Here is a 19089-nt window from a genome sequence, read left to right as displayed (position 1 = left end):
CGGGATTATCGGGCAAGCAGGTTGCCTAATTGCAGCTATCAGGCAACCTCGCCCATGTCCCTCACATCGCCACTCGACGCCGGCTCCGCCGGCGGCGGGCGCGCCTCGGACAGCGCGATATTTCGCGCGTCCGCAGCGCTTCTCCTGGCCCGCTCGAGCGGCCGGCGCAGAGCGTCGGGAAGATCGAGCCCGAGCAGCGCATCGAGATCGCTGACCACTTTGGCGAAGCTCGCGGCGAGGGCTGGCATGATAGCGGGGCCGCCTATCTGAGGTTTTCGAGCAGGGTGAGACGCCGGTCGAGACCATCCATCCTCGCATCGCCGGCCGCCAGCTGCGTGAGAATATCCGTCTGCTTCGCCAGCTCCGCCTCGCTCTTGTCGAGCCGCTCATTGACGGCCCGCAGATCGAACCTCATCTGTGCGACGACGAGCATGCCGCCGGCGGCGATCGTCACGATTTGGATGATGTCGCCAATGCGGATCGAATAATCTATCGCAACGTCGATTGCCATCGTCGAGCCCTCTCGCTCTTTCTGGTAGATCAAAACAACCGCCGAACCCATTCGGCAATCTCTGCATTCAATTCCGCGATCTCGCGGCCGATCTGGTCTATTTCGGCCGTAGGAGCGCCCTGATCGGTGGCGCGGCGACGCCGTGCGCATAATTCTTCGAGCCGGCGCCGCAGTTCGATGACGATGGAGCCGGCGCGGACTGCGGTTCCATCACGATCATTCGGCGCCAAACCGGCTCACGGCCGAGGGCGCGCCGCTGTCGCTCGATTTCGGCTGGTCGAGCCATGGCTTCGGCCTCGCCGAGGCGATCGGCCTCGCGCGCGCGCTCGGCGCGCTTCCGCCTGTTTGCGTTCTGTTCACGATCGAGGGGGAGAGCTTCGCGCCGGGCGCGCCCCTTTCGGCCGCGGCGCAGGCCGGCGCTGCGGCGGCGACCGCGCGGATTCTCGCGGATTTCCCGCCGAAAGCGCGCTCGGACGGCGCTGCGTTTTCCTCCGCCGGAAAACTTGTCCCACCTTGCCCACAGAGCGGAAAAACCCTATAGGAATAGCTGTCTTCAGGCGGTACGCGGGCGTAGTTCAGTGGTAGAACGACAGCTTCCCAAGCTGTATGTCGTGGGTTCGATTCCCATCGCCCGCTCCATTTTGCGCAGTCTGTTTCAACAGCGCTCGCTTTTCGGCCGCCTCGCTCATATGCGTCTTCCATTCGCATGGCGTAGCCGGTCGGAAAGCCCCATGCGGATCGTGTGACTATGGCGGATTGTCTCCCGACTTTGCTGCTGATGAATTCTGCCGTGTTCGCGGTTCTCGGCGCCTTTCTCTATCTGGTCTGGCGCGAGGACGCCGAGGCCGCGGAATATCGCTGGTGGTGCGCGGCGCAGCTCATGATCAGCCTGGGCGTCGCTCTGCTGTCCTTTCGTGAATCCTATCCGCTGCTCGCGATCGGTCTCGGCAATGCGCTCACGCTCTGGGGCGTCGGCCTCGTCTGGGGCGGGTCGCGGGTATTCAACGGCCGTCCCGTGGACATGCGGCTCGTGCTGGCCGGCGGCGCGATCTGGCTACTCTTCTTCTCCTTGAGCGTCGATTCGGTCCGCATCGTCGACCGCTGCGCCATTTCGGCCGTCTATGCTTTTCTGCTCGCCGACGAATTCTCGTCAGCGCGTCGGCACAGGACGCGCACACAGCAGGCGACGATCGCGCTCGCCGCCGCGCATGCGTGCTTCGGGGCCGTGGTGGCGGTCATCGTCGTCATGCTGATGGCGCGCGGCGCTCCTTTCGATCCGAAGCCTTTCGTCATCTCCGTCGCGCTGGAATCCGTGAGCTATGGGCTGCTGATGGGCTTTGCTCTGCTGGCCGTGACCAAGGAGCGCGCGGTCGCGCGGCAAAAATTCATGGCGGCGACCGATCCTCTGACCGGCCTCTCCAATCGGCGCAGCTTCGATCATAACGCCGATGCGGTGATCCGCAGCTCGCGCGGCCAGGGCGATTCGGCGCTGCTCATTTTCGATCTCGATCGGCTGAAGGCGATCAATGACAGCTTCGGCCATTCGATGGGCGACCGCGCGCTGACCACTTTCGGCGAGGTGGCGGCCAAGAGCATTCGCAACGAGGATTTTCTCGCGCGCATCGGCGGCGATGAGTTCGCGCTGCTGCTGACGCGGGTCGATAGCGCGCGGGCGGTCGCCGTCGCCGAACGCATTCGTTCGGCCTATGTTTCCGCGGCCGCGGCGCTCGGCGACGGATTGTCGTCCGTCAGCGTCGGCATCGCGCTTTCAGATCAGGAGACGAGCGATCTCTCCGCGCTGAAGGAGGCCGCCGATAAGGCGCTCTACGCCGCGAAATCCGGCGGCCGCAATCAGGTCTTCGTGGCGCAGGCGTGAGGCTGCGGCCTCACCGCGCCTCGGCTCGGGTCAGGCCGCCCATGCGCTCGATAAAGCCGGCGATCGTGTCGAGCCCGATATTCTCCTTCAGATTGGCGAAGACGAAGGGCCGCTCGCCGCGCATTCGGCGCGCGTCGCGATCCATCACCTCGAGCGAGGCGCCGACCAGAGGCGCGAGATCGATTTTATTGATAACGAGAAGGTCCGAGCGCGTGATGCCGGGGCCGCCCTTGCGCGGAATCTTGTCGCCGGCCGAGACGTCGATCACATAGATGGTGATGTCGGCGAGCTCGGGGCTGAAGGTGGCCGCCAGATTGTCGCCGCCGCTCTCGATGAGAATGAGATCGAGATCGGGGAATTTGCGGTTCATCTCGGCGACGGCGGCCAAATTGGCGGAAGCGTCCTCGCGGATCGCCGTATGCGGGCAGCCGCCGGTCTCGACGCCGACGATGCGCTCGGGCGCGAGCGCGCCGGAACGCGTGAGGAATTCGGCGTCCTCTTTCGTGTAGATGTCGTTGGTGATGGCGGCGAGGCGGTATTTGTCGCGCAGGAGCCTGCACAGCCGATCCATCAGCGCCGTCTTGCCGGAGCCGACCGGACCACCGACGCCGACGCGCAAAGGGCCGTGGGGAGAATGGGGCGCGGTCATGAGCGGAACAGCCTCGTATATTGCGTTTCATGGCGCATGGACGCGATGTCTATGCGCAGGGTGGAGGTGGCGAGCCTATCGAGCGGCGTCGTCTCGGCGGCGCGTGCGGCGCGCATGACGACAGGCGCGAGCGCGGCGAGCGCCAGCAGCCCATCGGTCTGGCCGAGCGGAATGAGCCGCACGCCGGCCGAGACGAGATTGGCGGCGAAGGCGTGAGCATAGGCGCGCAGAGCGGCCTCCAGCGGCGCGTCTGCGACCGCCGCGCCGACGGCGACGGGAAAGGCGATCTCGCCATCGCGCCGTGCGGCGAGCGCATCGAGCGGCGAGCCGGGAAAAGCGGCGCATGTCGCGCGCGCGAAGGCCGCACCTTGGTGGCGCGACTCCAGCGCCGTCTCCGCGCCCGAGCGCCAGGCGGCGGAAAGATCGGCGATCTCGTCCAGCGCGTCCGCGTCATTGGCGCGCGCGGCCCGCCATGCGGCGGCGAGGAAAACGAGATCGCACCAGCCGCCGCCTTTTTCGAGCGTTGCGCCGATATAGGCTTGCAAACCGTCGCGGCCGCGCAGATCGCCAGTCTCGACCGCCCATTCCAGCCCATGGCTGAAGGCGAAGCCGCCGACAGGATAGGCCGGCGACAGGAACGTCAGCAGCGACAGCAGCCAGTCGCGCGGCTCAGCCATGTCCATGGTCGTGCGCGTGATGGTCATGGCGATGATGATCGTGATTATGATGATCGTGGCCATGCGCGGAATGCCCGCCATAGGCGCCATTCTCCGCATCGAAGGGCAGGTCGATCCGCGTGACGACTCCGCCCAAGCCTTCGACCATGTCGGCGATGACGGAATCCTCCCGAATGACGAGCCGATCGGCGAAAATCTGAATGGCGAGATGGCGATTGCCGAGATGATAGGCGAGCCGTGCGAGGCCCGCCGTTCCCGCTTCTATCACCAGAACCGGCTCCGGCTTGGCGACGACGCGGATCACCGAGCCGTCCTCGAGCGCGAGCCCGTCGCCCTCGCCGAGCCGCGCAGCCTCGGCGAGATCGAGCAGGAACGTCTCGCCCTGATCGCTTGTCAGGCTGCGGCGACGGCGATGACGCTCGTCCCAATCCAGCGTCGCCGTCCCGCGCTCTCGCCCTTTGTCCCAGCTTCCTGCAGGGAGCCTGCTCGCTGCACGCATCGTCACCCTCTCAAAACAGGAAATAGCGCTGCGCCATGGGCAGCACGGCGGCGGGCTCGCAGGTCAGCAGCTCGCCGTCGGCGCGCACCTCGTACGTCTGCGCGTCGACTTCTATCTTGGGCGTCGCGTCATTGAGGATCATGCTGCGCTTGGAAATGCCGCCGCGCGTGTTGGTCACGACATGCAGCGGCCGCTCGAGCCCGTATTTCTGCGCGATGGAGGCCTCTCGCGCGGCGCGGCTGACGAAGGTCACGCAGCTCTGCGTGAGGCTGCGGCCGAAGCCGGCGAACATAGGCCGATAATGCACGGGCTGCGGCGTCGGAATGGAGGCGTTGGGATCGCCCATCGCCGCCATCGCAATGCTGCCGCCCTTCAATATGAGATCGGGCTTAACGCCGAAGAAGGCCGGCGACCACAGCACGAGATCGGCGAGCTTGCCCGGCTCGATCGAGCCGACGAGATCGGCGATTCCGTGCGCTATGGCGGGGTTGATCGTATATTTCGCCACATAGCGGCGAGCGCGGAAATTATCATTGCCGGCGCCGTCGCCGGCGAGCTTGCCGCGCTGGCGACGCATCTTGTCGGCCGTCTGCCAGCAGCGGATGACGACCTCGCCGACGCGGCCCATCGCCTGGCTGTCGGAGGAATACATGGAGAGCGCGCCGAGATCGTGGAGAATATCCTCCGCCGCGATCGTCTCCTTGCGAATGCGGCTCTCGGCGAAGGCGATGTCCTCGGGAATCTTCGGATCGAGATGATGGCAGACGAGCAGCATGTCGAGATGCTCGTCGAGCGTGTTGATCGTGTAAGGCCGCGTCGGATTGGTGGAGGAGGGGAGCACATTGGCCTCGCCCGCCACTTTGATGATGTCCGGCGCATGGCCGCCGCCGGCGCCTTCCGTATGAAAGGCGTGAATGGTGCGGCCCTTGAAGGCGGCGATCGTCGCCTCGACGAAGCCGCTCTCATTCAACGTGTCGCTGTGCAGCGTGACCTGCACGTCATATTGATCCGCCACCGAGAGCGCGCAATCGATCGCCGCTGGGCTGGAGCCCCAATCCTCATGCAGCTTGAGGCCGATCGCGCCGGCCTCGATCATCTCGACGAGCGCGCGCGGCTGGCTGGCGTTGCCCTTGCCGAAAAAGCCGAGATTGACCGGCAAGCCCTCCGCCGCCTGCATCATGCGTTTCATATGCCAGGGGCCGGGCGTGCAGGTCGTCGCCTTTGTGCCTTCGGCCGGGCCTGTGCCGCCGCCGAGCATTGTGGTGACGCCGCTCGCCAGCGCTTCTTCCGCCTGCTGCGGGCAGATGAAATGGATGTGCGTGTCGATGCCGCCGGCGGTGACGATGCGGCCTTCGCCGGCGATGATCTCCGTGCCCGGTCCGATGATGATGTCGACGCCCGGCTGCACATCGGGATTGCCTGCCTTGCCGATGCGCGCGATGCGTCCACTGACGACGCCGATATCGGCTTTGACGATTCCCCAATGATCGAGGATCACGGCGTTGGTGATGACGGTGTCGACCGCGCCTTCCGCATTGGAGCGCTGGCTCTGGCCCATGCCGTCGCGGATGACTTTGCCGCCGCCGAACTTCACCTCCTCGCCGTAAATCGTGTAGTCGCGCTCGATCTCGATCAGCAGCTCCGTATCGGCGAGGCGAATGCGGTCGCCGACTGTCGGCCCGAATATTCCGGCATAGGCGCGCCGGCCGATCTTATTCGCCATCTCGCGCCTCCAGAGGCCCCATCACCGCGCCATTGAATCCATAGACCGCGCGCTCGCCGGCATAAGCAACCAGCGTGACGATGCGCGTTTGTCCCGGCTCGAAGCGCACGGCCGAGCCGGCCGGAATGTCGAGCCGCATGCCGCGCGCCTTGGCGCGATCGAATTGCAGCGCGCTATTGGTCTCGCCGAAATGATAATGCGAGCCGACCTGAATCGGCCGATCGCCCGTATTGGCGACGGCGAGCGAGATGGTGGCGCGGCCTTCGTTGAGGGTGATCTCGCCCTCGGCGGGAATGATCTCGCCGGGTATCATCGGATCGGCTCGTGAACGGTGACGAGCTTCACGCCATCCGGGAAGGTCGCCTCCACCTGCACCGCCTCGATCATTTCGGCCACTCCCTCCATCACCTGCTCGCGCGTCAGCACGCTGGCGCCCTGCGTGCGCAGCTCCGCCACCGAACGTCCGTCGCGCGCGCCTTCGACGACGAAATCGGTGATGAGCGCGACCGCCTCTGGATAGTTGAGCTTGGCGCCGCGCTCGAGGCGCCGGCGCGCCACCATCGCCGCCACGGCGACGAGCAGCTTGTCTTTTTCGCGCGGCGTCAGATGCATGCGCGTCCTCCCATCAGCCTATCTAAAGAGCGAGCCTTCAGGCTCGCGGTCCAAGGACCCGCGGCCCGGACCGCGAGCCTTCAGGCTCGCATTCCCGGCGCGGCTTTTCAATTCATCCACAGGCGCGGCGCGCCGCCGCGCCCGCCCGTCGCGAGAGGCCGCAGCGCCGTCAGCGCCTCGACGAGCATGAGGCGCAGCCGCGACGCATCATCTTCGAGGAAGCGCAGCAGCAGGATTCCATTGACGAGGCTCGCGGCGCCGGCCGCGCAATGGCGCGCCAGCGGCAGCAAGTCTGCGATAGTCGGCCCGGCGACGACGATCGTCGCATAGCCGGCGGCGTCTCTAATTCCGAAAGGCGCGGCTCGATGCGCGGCGATGTCGCCCTCGAGGCCGATGGCGTCGGCCCACACCGGCCGTCCGTCGATGCGGAGCATCCAGGCGTCGCGCAGCGCGCCATGGCTCAGCCATTCGCCGCTCGCGCGGCGGCCGAAAAGAATGGTCTCGACGCCGAGAAAGCGCGCGCTCGGCGCGAGCTCTATGTCGATGCGTCGGCGTAGCCGCGCGCCGTCGAAGAGGATCGTCTCCTGCGGCAGCCATTCCAGCCGCGCATCCGCGCCGCAGCGCAGATGCGTGACGATCTCGGCGTCCTCGCCGGCGGAGCGATAGATTTTCTCGGCCGCCGGCGTCGTGACCGTCAAGGCGGCGCCTGCCTCGATCTCTATGTCCAGCGCATAGCGATCGCCGCCGACGACTCCGCCGCCGGTGTTGACGATTGCCGCCTCGGGCGCCTCATGAGGCTCGACGGCGGGAAACAGCGCCCTCAGCGGCGCCTCCTGCGCCAGATGTCGCAACCGGCTCGCTCCCTGAACTTGCGCATAGCGCAATTCTATTCGGCCCCTCGCGCGTTGAGGACCGTTCACAACGCCACGAAATCCCTGATGTTGTCCTTGTCCATATCGGCTCCGAGACCTTGCTTGACGATCTGCCCGCGCGACATGACCATGTAATGGTCCGCCAGCTCGCGGCCGAAGTCATAATATTGCTCGACGAGCAGAATGGCGAGATCGCCGCGCCTGCTCAAGCCCTTTATCACCTCGCCGATGAGCTTGATGATGGAGGGCTGAATTCCCTCGGTCGGCTCGTCGAGAATGATGAGCTTGGGATCAGAGACGAGCGCGCGGGCGATGGCGAGCTGCTGCTGCTGCCCGCCCGAAAGATCGCCGCCACGGCGACGCAGCATCTCCTTCAGCACCGGGAACATCTCATAAATCTCGCTCGGCACTCTGGCGGCCTTTCGCGCCGGCTTTGTCGCCATGCCCATCAGCAGATTTTCCTCCACTGTGAGACGGGAGAAAATCTCGCGGCCCTGCGGCACATAGGCGACGCCGCGCGCCGCGCGCCGATCGGGCGAGAGCTTGGAGATGTCCTCGCCATCGAATCTGATGGCGCCGCCGCGGATCGGCGTGACGCCCATTATGCTGCGCAGCAGCGTCGTCTTGCCGACGCCATTGCGCCCGAGCAGCACGGTGCAGGCGCCTTTGGGCGCGGTGAAGGAGACGTCGCGCAGAATATGGCTGCTGCCGTAATATTGATGGAGGCCGCTGACTTCGAGCATGTTCCTAGCGCCCCAGATAGACTTCGATGACGCGCTCGTCGCTCTGCACCTCGCTGAGCGGGCCTTCGGCGAGCACGGCGCCTTCGTGCAGCACCGTCACCTTGCGCGCTATGGCGCCGACGAACTCCATATCGTGCTCCACCACCATGATCGAATGCTTTCCCGCGAGCGTCAGCAGCAGCTCGGCCGTGCGCTTCGTCTCGTGATCGGTCATGCCGGCGACCGGCTCGTCGAGCAGCAGCAGCAGCGGGCGCTGCGCGAGCAGCATGCCGATCTCCAGCCATTGCTTCTGCCCATGCGAGAGCAGGCCGGCGCGCTCCTTGGCCATGTCGGCGAGTTCCACCGTCTCCAGCAATTCGCTGATGCGGTCGATCTGCTCGCCGCTGATGCGGCGAAACAGCGAGGCGCGCACGCTCTTGTCGGCCTTTATCGCGAGCTCGAGATTCTCGAACACGGTCAGATGCTCGAACACGGTCGGCTTTTGGAACTTGCGGCCTATGCCGGCGGCGGCGATCTGCGGCTCGTTCATCTTGGTGAGATCGAGCGAGCGGCCGAAATAGACGGTTCCCACATCCGGCCGCGTCTTGCCGGTGATGACGTCCATCATCGTCGTCTTGCCGGCGCCATTGGGGCCGATGATGCAGCGCAGCTCGCCCGTGTCGATCGACAGAGAGAGTCCGCGCAGCGCGCGATAGCCGTCGAAAGTGACCTGCACATCGTCGAGATAGAGCGCGACGCCGCTGGAGATATCCGGCTCGCCGATCATCGCGCGCGCTCCTTGCGGAAGGAGGCCAGCGTGTCGAGGAGGCCGATGACGCCCTTGGGCAGCAGCAGAGTGACGAGCACGAAGAGGAGTCCTAAGAAGAACAGCCAATATTCGGGAATGGCGGCGGTGAAGAAGCTCTTTGCGCCATTGACGATAAAGGCGCCGATGAGCGGGCCGATCAGCGTGCCGCGCCCGCCGACCGCCGCCCATATGGCGATCTCGATCGAGGCGGCCGGCGACATTTCGCTCGGATTGATGATGCCGACCTGCGGCACATAGAGCGCGCCGGCCAGTCCGCAGATCGCGGCCGAGAAGGTCCAGATCGCGAGCTTGTAGGAGAGCGTGTCATAGCCGCAGAACATCACGCGGCTCTCCGCCTCGCGGATCGCCGTGAGCACGCGGCCGAATTTGCTGGAGACGAGAAAGCGCGAGACGAGAATGAGCGCGAGAAGAAAGGCCCCGGTCAATGTGAAGAGGATCATGCGCGTTCCCGGCGTCGCCAGCGGATAATCCAATATGCGCTTGAAATCGGTGAAGCCGTTATTGCCGCCGAAGCCTGTCTCGTTGCGGAAGAACAGCAGCATCATCGCATAGGTGAGCGCCTGGGTGATGATGGAGAAATAGACGCCCTTAATGCGCGAGCGAAAGGCGAAATAGCCGAAGACGAAGGCGAGCGTCGCCGGCGCGAGAATGGCGAGCGCGGCGGAATAGGCGAAATGATCGGTGAAGGACCAGAACCAGGGATAGGCCTTCCAATCGAGAAAGACCATGAAGTCGGGCAGATCGGAATGATAGCTGCCGTCCTGGCCGATCTGGCGCATCAGATACATGCCGAAGGCGTAGCCGCCGAGCGCGAAGAATATGCCATGGCCGAGGCTGAGGATTCCGGCGTAGCCCCAGACGAGATCCATGGCCAGCGCCAGCATGGCGTAGCAAAAGAGCTTGCCGATGAGCGCGATCGAAGCGTCGGAGAGATGGAGGAGGGAGCCCTCCGGCGCGACGAGATTGGCGAGCGGCGCGGCGACGAAGATCGCGAGCGCGGCGGCTGCAAAGCCGAGCCAGCCGCTGAGGCCGAAGAGCCGCGTGGCGAGCGATGGGGCAGGGGGGATGTAGAGCATGCTTTTAACTCAATCGGCCTGCCGGCCGCCGAGCGCGAACAGGCCCTGCGGACGCTTTTGTATGAAGACGACGATGAAGATCAGCAGAGCGATCTCCGCGAGGACGGCGCCCGCCATATTCTCGAGAATCTTGCCGGCGACGCCCAATCCGAGCGCGGCGTAGACGGCGCCCGCGAGCTGGCCGACGCCGCCGAGCACCACGACCATGAAGCTGTCGACGATATAATGCTGGCCGAGATCGGGCCCGACATTGCCGACCTGCGACAGCGCCACGCCCGCGAGGCCTGCGAGGCCGGAGCCGAGCGCGAAGGCCATTGTGTCGATGCGCGCGGAATCGACGCCGACGCAGCGCGCCATGCCGCGATTCTGCGTGACAGCGCGCACGAAGAGGCCGAGGCGCGTGCGCGCGAGCAGGAAGGAGACCAGCAGCAGCACGCCGACCGAGAAGATCAGTATGACGATGCGATTATAGGGAAGCTCGAGATTGTCGGTGACGAAGACGCGGCCGGACATCCAGGCGGGGTTTTCCACCTGCACATTCTGCGCGCCGAACAGGCTGCGCACCGCCTGCATCAATATGAGGCTGACGCCCCAGGTGGCGAGCAATGTCTCCAGCGCGCGGCCATAGAGAAAGCGGATCACCGTGCGCTCTATGGCGACGCCGACGAGAGCGGCGACGAGGAAGGCGACCGGCGCGGCGGCGGCGAGATACCATTGGAAATAATCGGGCAGATGCGCGCGGAAGAGATTTTGCACGACATAGGTCGCATAGGCGCCGATCATCATCATCTCGCCATGGGCCATATTGATGACGCCCATCAGCCCGTAAGTGATGGCGAGGCCGAGCGCGGCGAGCAGCAATATGCTGCCGAGGCTGAGGCCGGAAAAGACGACGCCGAGATTGTCGCCGATGGCGAGGCTCGACTCGACATTGCGCAGCGAGCGCGTCAGCGCCACGCGCACTTCGCCGTCTTCCTCCGTGGCGAGGCGCGTCTTCAGCGCCTCGCGCACGCGGCCGGAGATGGTGGTGCGCAGCGCCTGCGCGGCGGAGAGGCGCTGCACGCGATCGGCGCTCTGCAGCTCGCCGAGCGCGCGCATCTGGCGCAGTGCGTCGCGCACGCTGGCGTCGCGCTCCTTTTGCTCTGCTTTGGCGAGCAGCGAGACGCGGCTCTCGTCGAGCTCGGCGCTCTGCAGCCGCTTCACCGCCTCGAGGCGGGCGGCGTGATCGGGCGAAGCGAGCTCGATCAGCGCGATCGTCTCCTCGATCGCGAGACGCAGGCTATTGCTGGTCGACGCGTCCTCTGCGTCGGCGGGAAGCTCGGCGGGCGTGCGCTCCAGCGCGTCCACGGCCTTGTCGTCATCGACGATGAACGCCTTGTCGCCGGAGAGCTTCACGCGGTCGGCGAGGAGATCGCGCAGAAAGGGGATGGCGGAGAGATCGCCGCGCGCGGCGGCGGCGTCGAGCGCCTTGTGCTGCTCGTCGGGATCGCCGCCGGTCAGCTGGGCGATGGTCTCGCGGTCGAGCGCCATGGCCGGCGCGACGGACATCGCCAGCAGCAGGCCGACGATCAGTCTGAGCATACGCAAGTGTCAACGCTCCCATTCAAAGCCGCATCGGGCGGCCCGATCGCCGGGCCGCCCGCCAGTCTTGTCAATGCGTGTCCGGCTCGTCCTTTTTCTTGTCATTGCCGGGAATGAAGGGGCTCCAGGGCTGCGCGCGCACCGGGCCTTGCGTCTTCCACACGACATTGAACTGGCCGTCCGCCTTCACCTCGCCGATGAACACCGGCTTGTGGAGATGGTGGTTCTTCGCATCCATCTCGGCGGTGAAGCCCGATGGGGCCTCGAGCTTCTGACCGCCGACGGCGGCGATCACCTTGTCGACATCGGTGGTCTTGGCCTTCTCGACCGCCTGCTTCCACAGATTGACGCCGATGTAAGTGGCCTCCATCGGATCATTGGTGAGCGGCTTGTCGGCGTTGGCGACGCCATGCGCCTTGGCGTAGGCGGCCCATTTCTTCTTGAACTCCGTATTGGCGGGGTTCTTCAGCGACATGAAATAATTCCACGCCGCGAGATGGCCGACGAGCGGCTTGGCGTCGACGCCGCGCAGCTCCTCCTCGCCGACCGAGAAGGCGACGACAGGAACTTCCGTCGCCTTGAGCCCGGCGTTGCCCAGCTCCTTGTAGAAAGGCACGTTGGAGTCGCCATTGATCGTGGAGACCACCGCCGTCTTGCCGCCGGAGGCGAATTTCTTGATGTTGGCGACGATCGTCTGATAATCGCTGTGACCGAAGGGCGTGTATTCCTCCATTATGTCGGCGTCGGCGACGCCCTTGGAATGGAGGAAGGCGCGCAGAATCTTATTGGTCGTGCGCGGATAGACGTAATCGGTGCCGAGCAGCACGAAGCGTTTGGCGCCGCCGCCCGCCTTGCTCATCAGATATTCGACCGCGGGAATGGCCTGCTGGTTCGGCGCGGCGCCCGTGTAGAAGACGTTCTTCTCGAGCTCCTCGCCCTCATATTGCACCGGATAGAACAAGAGGCCGTTCAGCTCCTTGAACACGGGCAGAACGGATTTGCGCGACACCGAGGTCCAGCAGCCGAAAACGACGGCGACCTTGTCGGTGGCGAGCAGCTGGCGCGCCTTTTCAGCGAAGAGCGGCCAGTTGGAGGCCGGATCGACGACGACGGGCTCGAGCTTGCGGCCGAGCACGCCGCCCTTGGCGTTGATCTCCTCTATCGCCATCAGCGCCGTGTCCTTGAGCACGGTTTCGCTGATGGCCATGGTGCCGGAGAGAGAATGCAGAATGCCGACCTTGATCGGTCCCTTATCTTCCGCGCGCGCCGGAACCAGCGCGGTCGACGCGAGCAACGCGCCTGCGGCGAGCATGCCGAGGCTCTTCACCATAACTCTACGTTTCATTCGTCTCTCTCCCAGATCGAATAGGATCCCGCCGCGGTCAGAACTGGACCTGAAGGCCGAGGATGAACTTGTCGATGTCCTTGCGCGCGGTGAATTGGTTGATGGCGTAATTGGCCGTGATGCGCAGATCATGGCCGTTGATGACATAGGTGACGCCCATGTCGTATTGGCGCTCAACCGTCGTCGCGAGCGTGTCGCGGAACTGCTGGTAGCGGAAGTAAGGCTGCAGCTTGCCCCAGCCGACGGTGAAGGGCGTGAGATAGCCGGCGCCGAGCATGAAGGCCTCGCCGGGGCGAATGCCGCCGACGAGATCGGTCGAGCGAGCGTTGTTGAAGTTGGTCGCCACATCGGCCACGCCTTGCGTGTAGTACCGATAATAAGCGCCTTCGAAGGTCGCCACGCCGAATTCGCCGAGCTTCTTCTCGAACAGCAGATCGGCGTTCCAGGCGGTGAAGTCGCCGCGGCGGAACTGGGTGCCGACGCCGTCCTGCTGATGCTGCACGGCGAAGCCGAGCGCCAGAATATCGGCGGAGCCGTAATAGGTGCTGCCGGTGTAATAGGCGGGGGCCGGATCGGGATCGAGGAAATTATAGGTCACGCGGCCGGCGAACAGGGGATTTCCCGAGGTGTTCGATGCGCCGACGATGTCGTTGTGGCCGCTATAGGCGCCGAAGACATAGACGAGGCGCTTGTCGAACAATTTGCCCCAGACGGCGCCGCCGTCGAGGCGGCCGGCGGCGCGCCCCGGATAGCGGGAGACGACGCCGGGATAGGACCAGCCGAGGAGATAATAGGGACCGTCGAGATTGGCGCGGTCGCTCGGCGGCAGCATGCGGCCGCCCCAGACATTGATCTCGTCCATCGGCTCGAACTGTCCGATGCCGTCGATCACCTGCATCGAGTTGTTGTTGTCGATCTGCGTGTTGAAGGTCGCCTTCAGATATTGATTGAAAGAGGCGGACGAGAACACGCGGAAGCTCTCGAGGTCGACGCGGTCTGGATTGGTCCCGGCAGCGTGATTGCGGGTGACGTCGCTGAAGAAGGGCCGCAGGCCGAAACCGACGCTGACCCATTGATCGTCATCGCCCAACGGGATCACCACACGCGCTTGCGCCGCCTGTTCCCCCAACAGGCAGCAGACCGCGAGCGCGATCGCCGACGCGGCCTTGGCCGCGGGCTTGGACCGACGGCGCGCGGTCGCGGGCGCCGTAAGTGCTTCGTGGGATTGGTTCATCTGTCCCCCTCGTGTCGTCCCCCGGCGATTCGCGCCGGTTTCGTCACGTCAAGGACTAGTCGTGGCGACCCTTAGGTAGGAATACGCTGAAATGCGTATTGCTCCGTTCGCGCCAAATCGTCGAATAGGGCATGAGAGCCGGCAGGGGATTCACCGGCGCGGGGGAGTGACGCGAATGCGCAAGACCATGGCATTGGATATTTTGGGGCTGACCGCGGGAGCGCTCGCGCTCGTCGTCGCGGTCGGACAGGCGAACGCTTCGTCGAAAAGCCATAAGGCGCAGGCGGCGGCGCCGATCGCCAAGCAGCGCTACGCCGTCGACATGTGGTGGAACATCGGCGGCGATATGGGCGGCCTGAAGAAAGCCACAGACGCCTGCGTGAAGAAGCTCGGCGAGTCCGAGCGGCCGACGCTGGTGTCGCCGCCGCCCTCGACGACGATCCTGACCAAGCCCATGCTAGACTGTCTCGAGGCGGAGGGCTGGCGGCCGGCGGGCGAGCCTCGGCCGGTCTGACGCGGGCGACGCCCCAACGTAAAGAGAGCATGCGAGAGCAGCAGCGAATTTTCCCGGTCCGCCGGACCTACAACAAGTTCGTCGCCGACCAGACGCTCGAGGATTATTCGCTGCGCTACACGGCGGAAGCGGCGCGCCGCTTCACGCCTTGGCGCGTCGCCAACACAGCGCTCGGGGCGATCTCCTTTCTCGCCTGCGAGGCGCTGGGCGGCGGCGTGACGCTGATGTTCGGCTTCACCAACGCCATGGCGGCGATCCTCGCCGTCGGCGCGCTGATCTTTCTCGCCAGCCTGCCGATCGGCCATTACGCGGCCAAATATGGCGTCGACATGGATCTGCTGACGCGCGGCGCCGGCTTCGGCTACATCGGCTCCACCGTCACCTCGCTGATCTACGCCTGCTTCACTTTCATTCTCTTCGCCATAGAGGCGACGATCATGGCCGATGCGCTGCAAATGTGCCTCGGCGTTCCGCTCGGCCTCGCTTACGCTATTTCCTCGCTCGCGATATTGCCCATTGCAGCGCTCGGCATTCGCTTCATCAGCCGCTATCAGCTCTGGACGCAGCCGATATGGCTCGTGCTGCAAATCGCGCCTTTCGCCTATCTGATCGTGGTCGGGGGGCCGGCGATCTCCGGCTGGATGGCCTTTCCCGGCGCCGCTGGCGCGCTGGACGGCTCCTTCGATCTGAAGCTCTTCGGCCTTTCCGCCTCGATCCTGCTGTCGCTGCTGCTGCAGATCGGCGAGCAGGTCGATTATCTGCGCTTTTTGCCGACGACGGCGCGCATCGGCCGGCACAGCTGGCGTTTCGCGCTCTTCGCGGCCGGCCCGGGCTGGATATTGATCGGCGTCGCCAAGCTCGCGGCCGGCTCCTTTCTCGCCTATCAGGCGCTGACGCTCGGCGTTCCGGCCGAGCGCGCGGCGCAACCGAGCGAGATCTATTATCTCGCCTTCTCGAGCCTCGTCCATTCGCCCGGCCTCGCGCTGGCGCTCACCGGACTCTTCGTCGTCGTCTGTCAGACGAAGATCAATGTCACCAACGCCTATGCCGGCTCCATCGCCTGGTCGAACTTCTTCTCCCGCATCACGCACAACCATCCGGGCCGAGTCGTATGGCTGGTGTTCAACGTCACTCTGGCGCTGCTGCTGATGGAGTTCGGCGTCAGCCATGTCATCGACAGCATCCTGGCCTTCTATTCCAATTTCGCCGTCGCCTGGATCGGGGCTCTGACCGCCGATCTCGTCGTCGACAAGCCGCTCGGCCTCAGCCCGCCGCAGATCGAGTTTCGCCGCGCCTATCTCTATGACGTCAATCCGGTCGGCTGCGGCGCCATGCTGGGCTCGCTCATCGTCTCGACGGCGGCGCTCTATGGCCTGCTCGGCGACACGCTGCAGCCGCTCTCGGCGCTCATCGGCTTCGTCGTCGCTTTCTCGCTCGCGCCGCTCATCGCCTACGCCACCGGCGGGCGCTATTATATCGCGCGCCCGCAGAGCGTCTTCCGCGAGCCCATGCGCTGCATGATCTGTGAGAATGAGTTCGAGCCGCACGACATGGCGTCCTGCCCGGCCTATGGCGCGGCGATCTGCTCGCTGTGCTGCTCGCTGGACATGCGCTGCAAGGACGCCTGCAAGCCGCAGGCGCGGCTCGCCTCGCAGGCGCGCGCGCTCTTCTCGGCGCTCTTGCCGAGATTCTCGCTGCCCTTCTTCTCGACGCGCGCCGGCCGATTTCTCGTCGTGCTCGGTCTGCTCGCGGTGACGAGCGCGGCGATCCTCGGCGCGATCTATTTCCAATATGCGGCCGTCGTCGGCCCGGCGGCGCGACCGATCATTCGCACGACTCTGGAGATCGTCTTCGTCGGCCTCTTGCTCGTCATGGGCGTCGCCGCCTGGACATTAGTGCTCGCGCAGGAGAGCCGCCGCGTGGCGGAGGAGGAGACGCGCCGCCAGACGGAGATTTTGCAGGACGAAATCGCCGCGCACGAGCGCACCGACGCCGAGCTGCAACGCGCCAAGGAGGCGGCGGAGGCCGCCAATATCGCCAAGACGCGCTTCATAGCGGGGCTCAATCACGAGATACGCACGCCGCTCAACGCCATCAACGGCTATGCGCAATTGCTGGAGCGCGACGCCACCGATCGCCCGCAGGACGCTGTGCGCGTCATCCGCCGCAGCACGGAGCACATCACCAATCTCATCGACGGATTGCTCGACGTCGCCAAGATCGAGACCGGCTCGCTCGATGTGGCGCGCGACATCTTCCGCATTGACGAGACGCTGGACCAGCTCGTCGACATGTTCCGCCTGCAGGCGGCGGCCAAGGGCGTCGCCTTCCGCTATGAGCGCAGCCCCGATCTGCCGCGCTATGTGCGCACCGACAGGAAGCGTCTGCGGCAGATCCTCATCAATCTCGTCTCCAATGCGGTGAAATTCACCGAGCGCGGCCATGCGGGGCTGAAGGTCTCCTATCGCAACGACATTGCGGAATTCATCGTCGAGGACACGGGCATCGGCATAATGCCGGAGGATATGCAGCGCATTTTCGCGCCTTTCGAGCGCGGCCGCATGGCGGCTGTCTCGGCCATTCCCGGCACGGGCCTCGGCCTCACCATCACCAAGCTGCTGACGCAGATCATCGGCGGCGAGATGCGCGTCGAGAGCGAGGTCGGGCGCGGCAGCCGCTTCACCGTGCGCCTCTATCTCACCGCCGCGACCTCGCCGGCGGAGGGGCAGAAGCCGCCGCAGATTCGCGGCTACGCCGGGCCGCGCAAAACCATTCTCGTCGCCGACGACACGGCGACGCATATCGACGTGATGCGCCAATCGCTGGGCGGGCTCGGCTTCGACGTGCTGACGGCGTCCAATGGCGCAGAATGCGTCGCGCTCGCCCTCGCGCGCAATCCCGATCTCGTCATGCTCGACATCGCAATGCCGGGCATGGACGGCTGGGAGGCGGCGCGGCGATTGCGCGACGCGCTCGGGCCGGAGACGCCGATTATGATGGTTTCCGCCAACGCCCATGAGCTGATGGAGCGCCGCGGGCCCGATTCGCCGCATGATGATTTTCTGGTGAAGCCCATCGAATTCTCCGAAATGCTGGACCGCATCGGCAATCTGCTCGGGCTCGACTGGTTCTATGTCGCTGCGCGCGCCACCCCCGGCGCGGAGCCTTTCGCGCCGGCGGCGCTCGCTTTGCCGCGCGAGAGCGTCGAGAAGCTGCTGCATCTTTGCCGCGTCGGCCACAGCCGCGGCATAGAGACCGCTCTGGGCGAGATCGAGGCCGCTGCGCCGGAGCGCGCCGCGGCGATCGCGCAATTGCGCGCCATGGCGCAGAGTTTCGAGTTCGAGGAGCTGGCGCAGACGCTCGAGGCCGCACTGACGCAGGAGGTCGAGCATGTCGGCTGATCTGCGCCAGCGCGACACGGCGCTCGTCGTCGATGACAATCGCGACGAGCTGAGCCTCCTCGTCGAGGCGCTGGAGCGCGCCGATTTCACCGCGCTCGCCGCCACCAATGGCGAGGCGGCTCTGGCTCTGCTGGAGCGCGTGACGCCCAATGTCGTCGTGCTGGACGCAGTGATGTCCGGCCTCGACGGCTTCGCCGCCTGCCGCCGCATCAAGCAGAATCCGCGTTTCGCGCATCTGCCGGTGATCTTCCTCACCGGGCTCAAGGACACGAGCCATGTCCTCATGGGGCTCGAGGCCGGCGGCGTAGATTATGTGGTGAAGCCGGTCATCATAGAGGAGCTCGTCGCCCGCATCCGCATTCACGTCTCCAACGCCAAGGCCGCCTTCGGCGCGCGCGTGGCGCTGGACGCCACGGGCCGCCATCTCCTGGCGACGGACCGCGACGGCCGTCTGCTCTGGTGCACGCCGCAGGCGGCCGATCTTCTCGCCGCGCGTCTCGGCCCCTTCGAGATTTTGCGCTCGCAGCCGCCGGAGGCGTTTTCGGCTCTGCTACGCGAGGCGGCCGCGCGTCGCGAACATGACGCGCCCGCCGTCGCCGGGGAGGCGGTCACCGTCTCTTTTCTCTGCGAGATCGGCGGCGACGAGCTGCTGTTTCGCCTGACCGAGCCGCAGAGCGTCAGCGACGAGGCGCTTCTGGCGCAAAAATTCGCGCTGACGCTGCGCGAGGCGGAAGTGCTGAGCTGGCTCGCGCGCGGCAAGTCGAATCACGACATAGCCGAGATTCTCTGCATTTCCCCGCGCACGGTGCATAAGCATTTGGAGCGCATTTTCGTGAAGCTCGGCGTCGACAGCCGCTCCTCCGCGACCTCCGTGGCGCTGCAGACGCTGAAGGCGCTGGCGACGGATTGAGGGGGGAGCGAAAATGCGTCGGAGTTGTTCCCAGTCTGATTGGATTGGAAACCACTCT

At 65.4% G+C, this 19089-nt stretch carries 20 protein-coding genes and 1 tRNA gene; 5 read left to right on the top strand and 16 right to left on the bottom strand.

Annotated features, from left to right (window positions below):
- Positions 1 to 38: 38 nt before the first annotated feature.
- From METLW4_RS0108750 to METLW4_RS0108740, 3 genes are read right to left on the bottom strand one after another with little or no spacing between them, the layout of a single operon-like run.
- On the bottom strand, positions 39 to 248 hold the full coding sequence (locus tag METLW4_RS0108750) for a hypothetical protein (RefSeq protein ID WP_018265831.1): 210 nt from the start codon (positions 246 to 248) through the stop codon (positions 39 to 41).
- Between the two features lie 14 nt (positions 249 to 262).
- A complete protein-coding gene (locus METLW4_RS0108745; RefSeq protein ID WP_018265830.1) occupies positions 263 to 511 on the bottom strand; it encodes a hypothetical protein in 249 nt (82 codons plus the stop codon).
- 29 nt (positions 512 to 540) lie between these two features.
- Positions 541 to 741 carry a hypothetical protein gene (locus METLW4_RS0108740; RefSeq protein WP_018265829.1) on the bottom strand — a complete coding sequence of 67 codons (201 nt, stop codon included), beginning with the start codon at positions 739 to 741 and terminating at the stop codon, positions 541 to 543.
- A 334-nt stretch (positions 742 to 1075) separates the two neighbouring features.
- On the opposite strand from METLW4_RS0108740, the gene METLW4_RS0108730 reads away from it, so the two are divergent.
- A tRNA-Gly gene (locus METLW4_RS0108730) sits at positions 1076 to 1150 on the top strand.
- 109 nt (positions 1151 to 1259) lie between these two features.
- Positions 1260 to 2387, top strand: a complete 1128-nt coding sequence (locus METLW4_RS26415) for a GGDEF domain-containing protein (protein WP_018265828.1) — start codon at positions 1260 to 1262, stop codon at positions 2385 to 2387.
- Positions 2388 to 2397: 10 nt separating this feature from the next.
- Here the strand turns inward: METLW4_RS26415 and ureG are convergent, their stop codons facing one another.
- From ureG to METLW4_RS0108660, 13 genes are all read right to left on the bottom strand, one after another.
- Positions 2398 to 3036 carry an urease accessory protein UreG gene (gene ureG, locus METLW4_RS0108720; protein WP_026191367.1) on the bottom strand — a complete coding sequence of 213 codons (639 nt, stop codon included), beginning with the start codon at positions 3034 to 3036 and terminating at the stop codon, positions 2398 to 2400.
- Positions 3033 to 3776 carry an urease accessory protein UreF gene (locus METLW4_RS0108715; RefSeq protein WP_245258428.1) on the bottom strand — a complete coding sequence of 248 codons (744 nt, stop codon included), beginning with the start codon at positions 3774 to 3776 and terminating at the stop codon, positions 3033 to 3035. The genes ureG and METLW4_RS0108715 overlap by 4 nt, the downstream gene beginning before the upstream one ends.
- Positions 3706 to 4212 (bottom strand): urease accessory protein UreE, encoded by a 507-nt coding sequence (locus METLW4_RS0108710; protein ID WP_018265825.1) that lies wholly within the window; start codon positions 4210 to 4212, stop codon positions 3706 to 3708. The genes METLW4_RS0108715 and METLW4_RS0108710 overlap by 71 nt, the downstream gene beginning before the upstream one ends.
- A gap of 10 nt (positions 4213 to 4222) precedes the next feature.
- Positions 4223 to 5935, bottom strand: a complete 1713-nt coding sequence (gene ureC, locus METLW4_RS0108705; RefSeq protein ID WP_018265824.1) for an urease subunit alpha — start codon at positions 5933 to 5935, stop codon at positions 4223 to 4225.
- Positions 5925 to 6248, bottom strand: coding sequence for an urease subunit beta (locus METLW4_RS0108700; protein WP_018265823.1), 324 nt, complete (start codon positions 6246 to 6248; stop codon positions 5925 to 5927). The genes ureC and METLW4_RS0108700 overlap by 11 nt, the downstream gene beginning before the upstream one ends.
- Positions 6245 to 6547, bottom strand: coding sequence for an urease subunit gamma (locus tag METLW4_RS0108695; RefSeq protein ID WP_018265822.1), 303 nt, complete (start codon positions 6545 to 6547; stop codon positions 6245 to 6247). The genes METLW4_RS0108700 and METLW4_RS0108695 overlap by 4 nt, the downstream gene beginning before the upstream one ends.
- A 107-nt stretch (positions 6548 to 6654) precedes the next feature.
- Entirely contained in the window at positions 6655 to 7398 is a 744-nt protein-coding gene (locus METLW4_RS0108690; protein WP_018265821.1) for an urease accessory protein UreD, read from the bottom strand.
- 65 nt (positions 7399 to 7463) lie between these two features.
- The gene (gene urtE, locus METLW4_RS0108685) at positions 7464 to 8162 is read right to left on the bottom strand and encodes an urea ABC transporter ATP-binding subunit UrtE (RefSeq protein WP_018265820.1); all 699 of its coding nucleotides are present in this window, start codon (positions 8160 to 8162) and stop codon (positions 7464 to 7466) included.
- A 4-nt stretch (positions 8163 to 8166) separates the two neighbouring features.
- The gene (gene urtD, locus METLW4_RS0108680) at positions 8167 to 8928 is read right to left on the bottom strand and encodes an urea ABC transporter ATP-binding protein UrtD (protein ID WP_018265819.1); all 762 of its coding nucleotides are present in this window, start codon (positions 8926 to 8928) and stop codon (positions 8167 to 8169) included.
- A complete protein-coding gene (gene urtC / locus METLW4_RS24450; RefSeq protein ID WP_018265818.1) occupies positions 8925 to 10046 on the bottom strand; it encodes an urea ABC transporter permease subunit UrtC in 1122 nt (373 codons plus the stop codon). The genes urtD and urtC overlap by 4 nt, the downstream gene beginning before the upstream one ends.
- Before the next feature lie 9 nt (positions 10047 to 10055).
- The gene (urtB, locus tag METLW4_RS0108670) at positions 10056 to 11627 is read right to left on the bottom strand and encodes an urea ABC transporter permease subunit UrtB (protein WP_018265817.1); all 1572 of its coding nucleotides are present in this window, start codon (positions 11625 to 11627) and stop codon (positions 10056 to 10058) included.
- A 70-nt stretch (positions 11628 to 11697) separates the two neighbouring features.
- Positions 11698 to 12972 (bottom strand): urea ABC transporter substrate-binding protein, encoded by a 1275-nt coding sequence (gene urtA / locus METLW4_RS0108665; protein WP_026191363.1) that lies wholly within the window; start codon positions 12970 to 12972, stop codon positions 11698 to 11700.
- 37 nt (positions 12973 to 13009) lie between these two features.
- Positions 13010 to 14206 (bottom strand): hypothetical protein, encoded by a 1197-nt coding sequence (locus METLW4_RS0108660; RefSeq protein WP_018265815.1) that lies wholly within the window; start codon positions 14204 to 14206, stop codon positions 13010 to 13012.
- Positions 14207 to 14381: 175 nt separating this feature from the next.
- Between METLW4_RS0108660 and METLW4_RS0108655 the strand changes: the two genes are divergently transcribed.
- The 3 genes from METLW4_RS0108655 to METLW4_RS0108645 are packed head-to-tail and all read left to right on the top strand — an operon-like array spanning position 14382 to position 19031.
- Positions 14382 to 14720, top strand: a complete 339-nt coding sequence (locus METLW4_RS0108655; RefSeq protein WP_018265814.1) for a hypothetical protein — start codon at positions 14382 to 14384, stop codon at positions 14718 to 14720.
- 29 nt (positions 14721 to 14749) lie between these two features.
- The gene (locus METLW4_RS0108650; RefSeq protein WP_018265813.1) at positions 14750 to 18121 is read left to right on the top strand and encodes a hybrid sensor histidine kinase/response regulator; all 3372 of its coding nucleotides are present in this window, start codon (positions 14750 to 14752) and stop codon (positions 18119 to 18121) included.
- Positions 18111 to 19031 carry a response regulator transcription factor gene (locus METLW4_RS0108645; protein WP_018265812.1) on the top strand — a complete coding sequence of 307 codons (921 nt, stop codon included), beginning with the start codon at positions 18111 to 18113 and terminating at the stop codon, positions 19029 to 19031. Before METLW4_RS0108650 ends, METLW4_RS0108645 begins: the two co-directional genes overlap by 11 nt.
- Positions 19032 to 19089 lie beyond the last annotated feature (58 nt).

The sequence above is a fragment of the Methylosinus sp. LW4 genome (assembly GCF_000379125.1).
Lineage (GTDB): Bacteria > Pseudomonadota > Alphaproteobacteria > Rhizobiales > Beijerinckiaceae > Methylosinus.
Note: the sequence above shows the minus strand (reverse complement) of the source record. Positions and strands in the feature narration are given on the sequence as shown.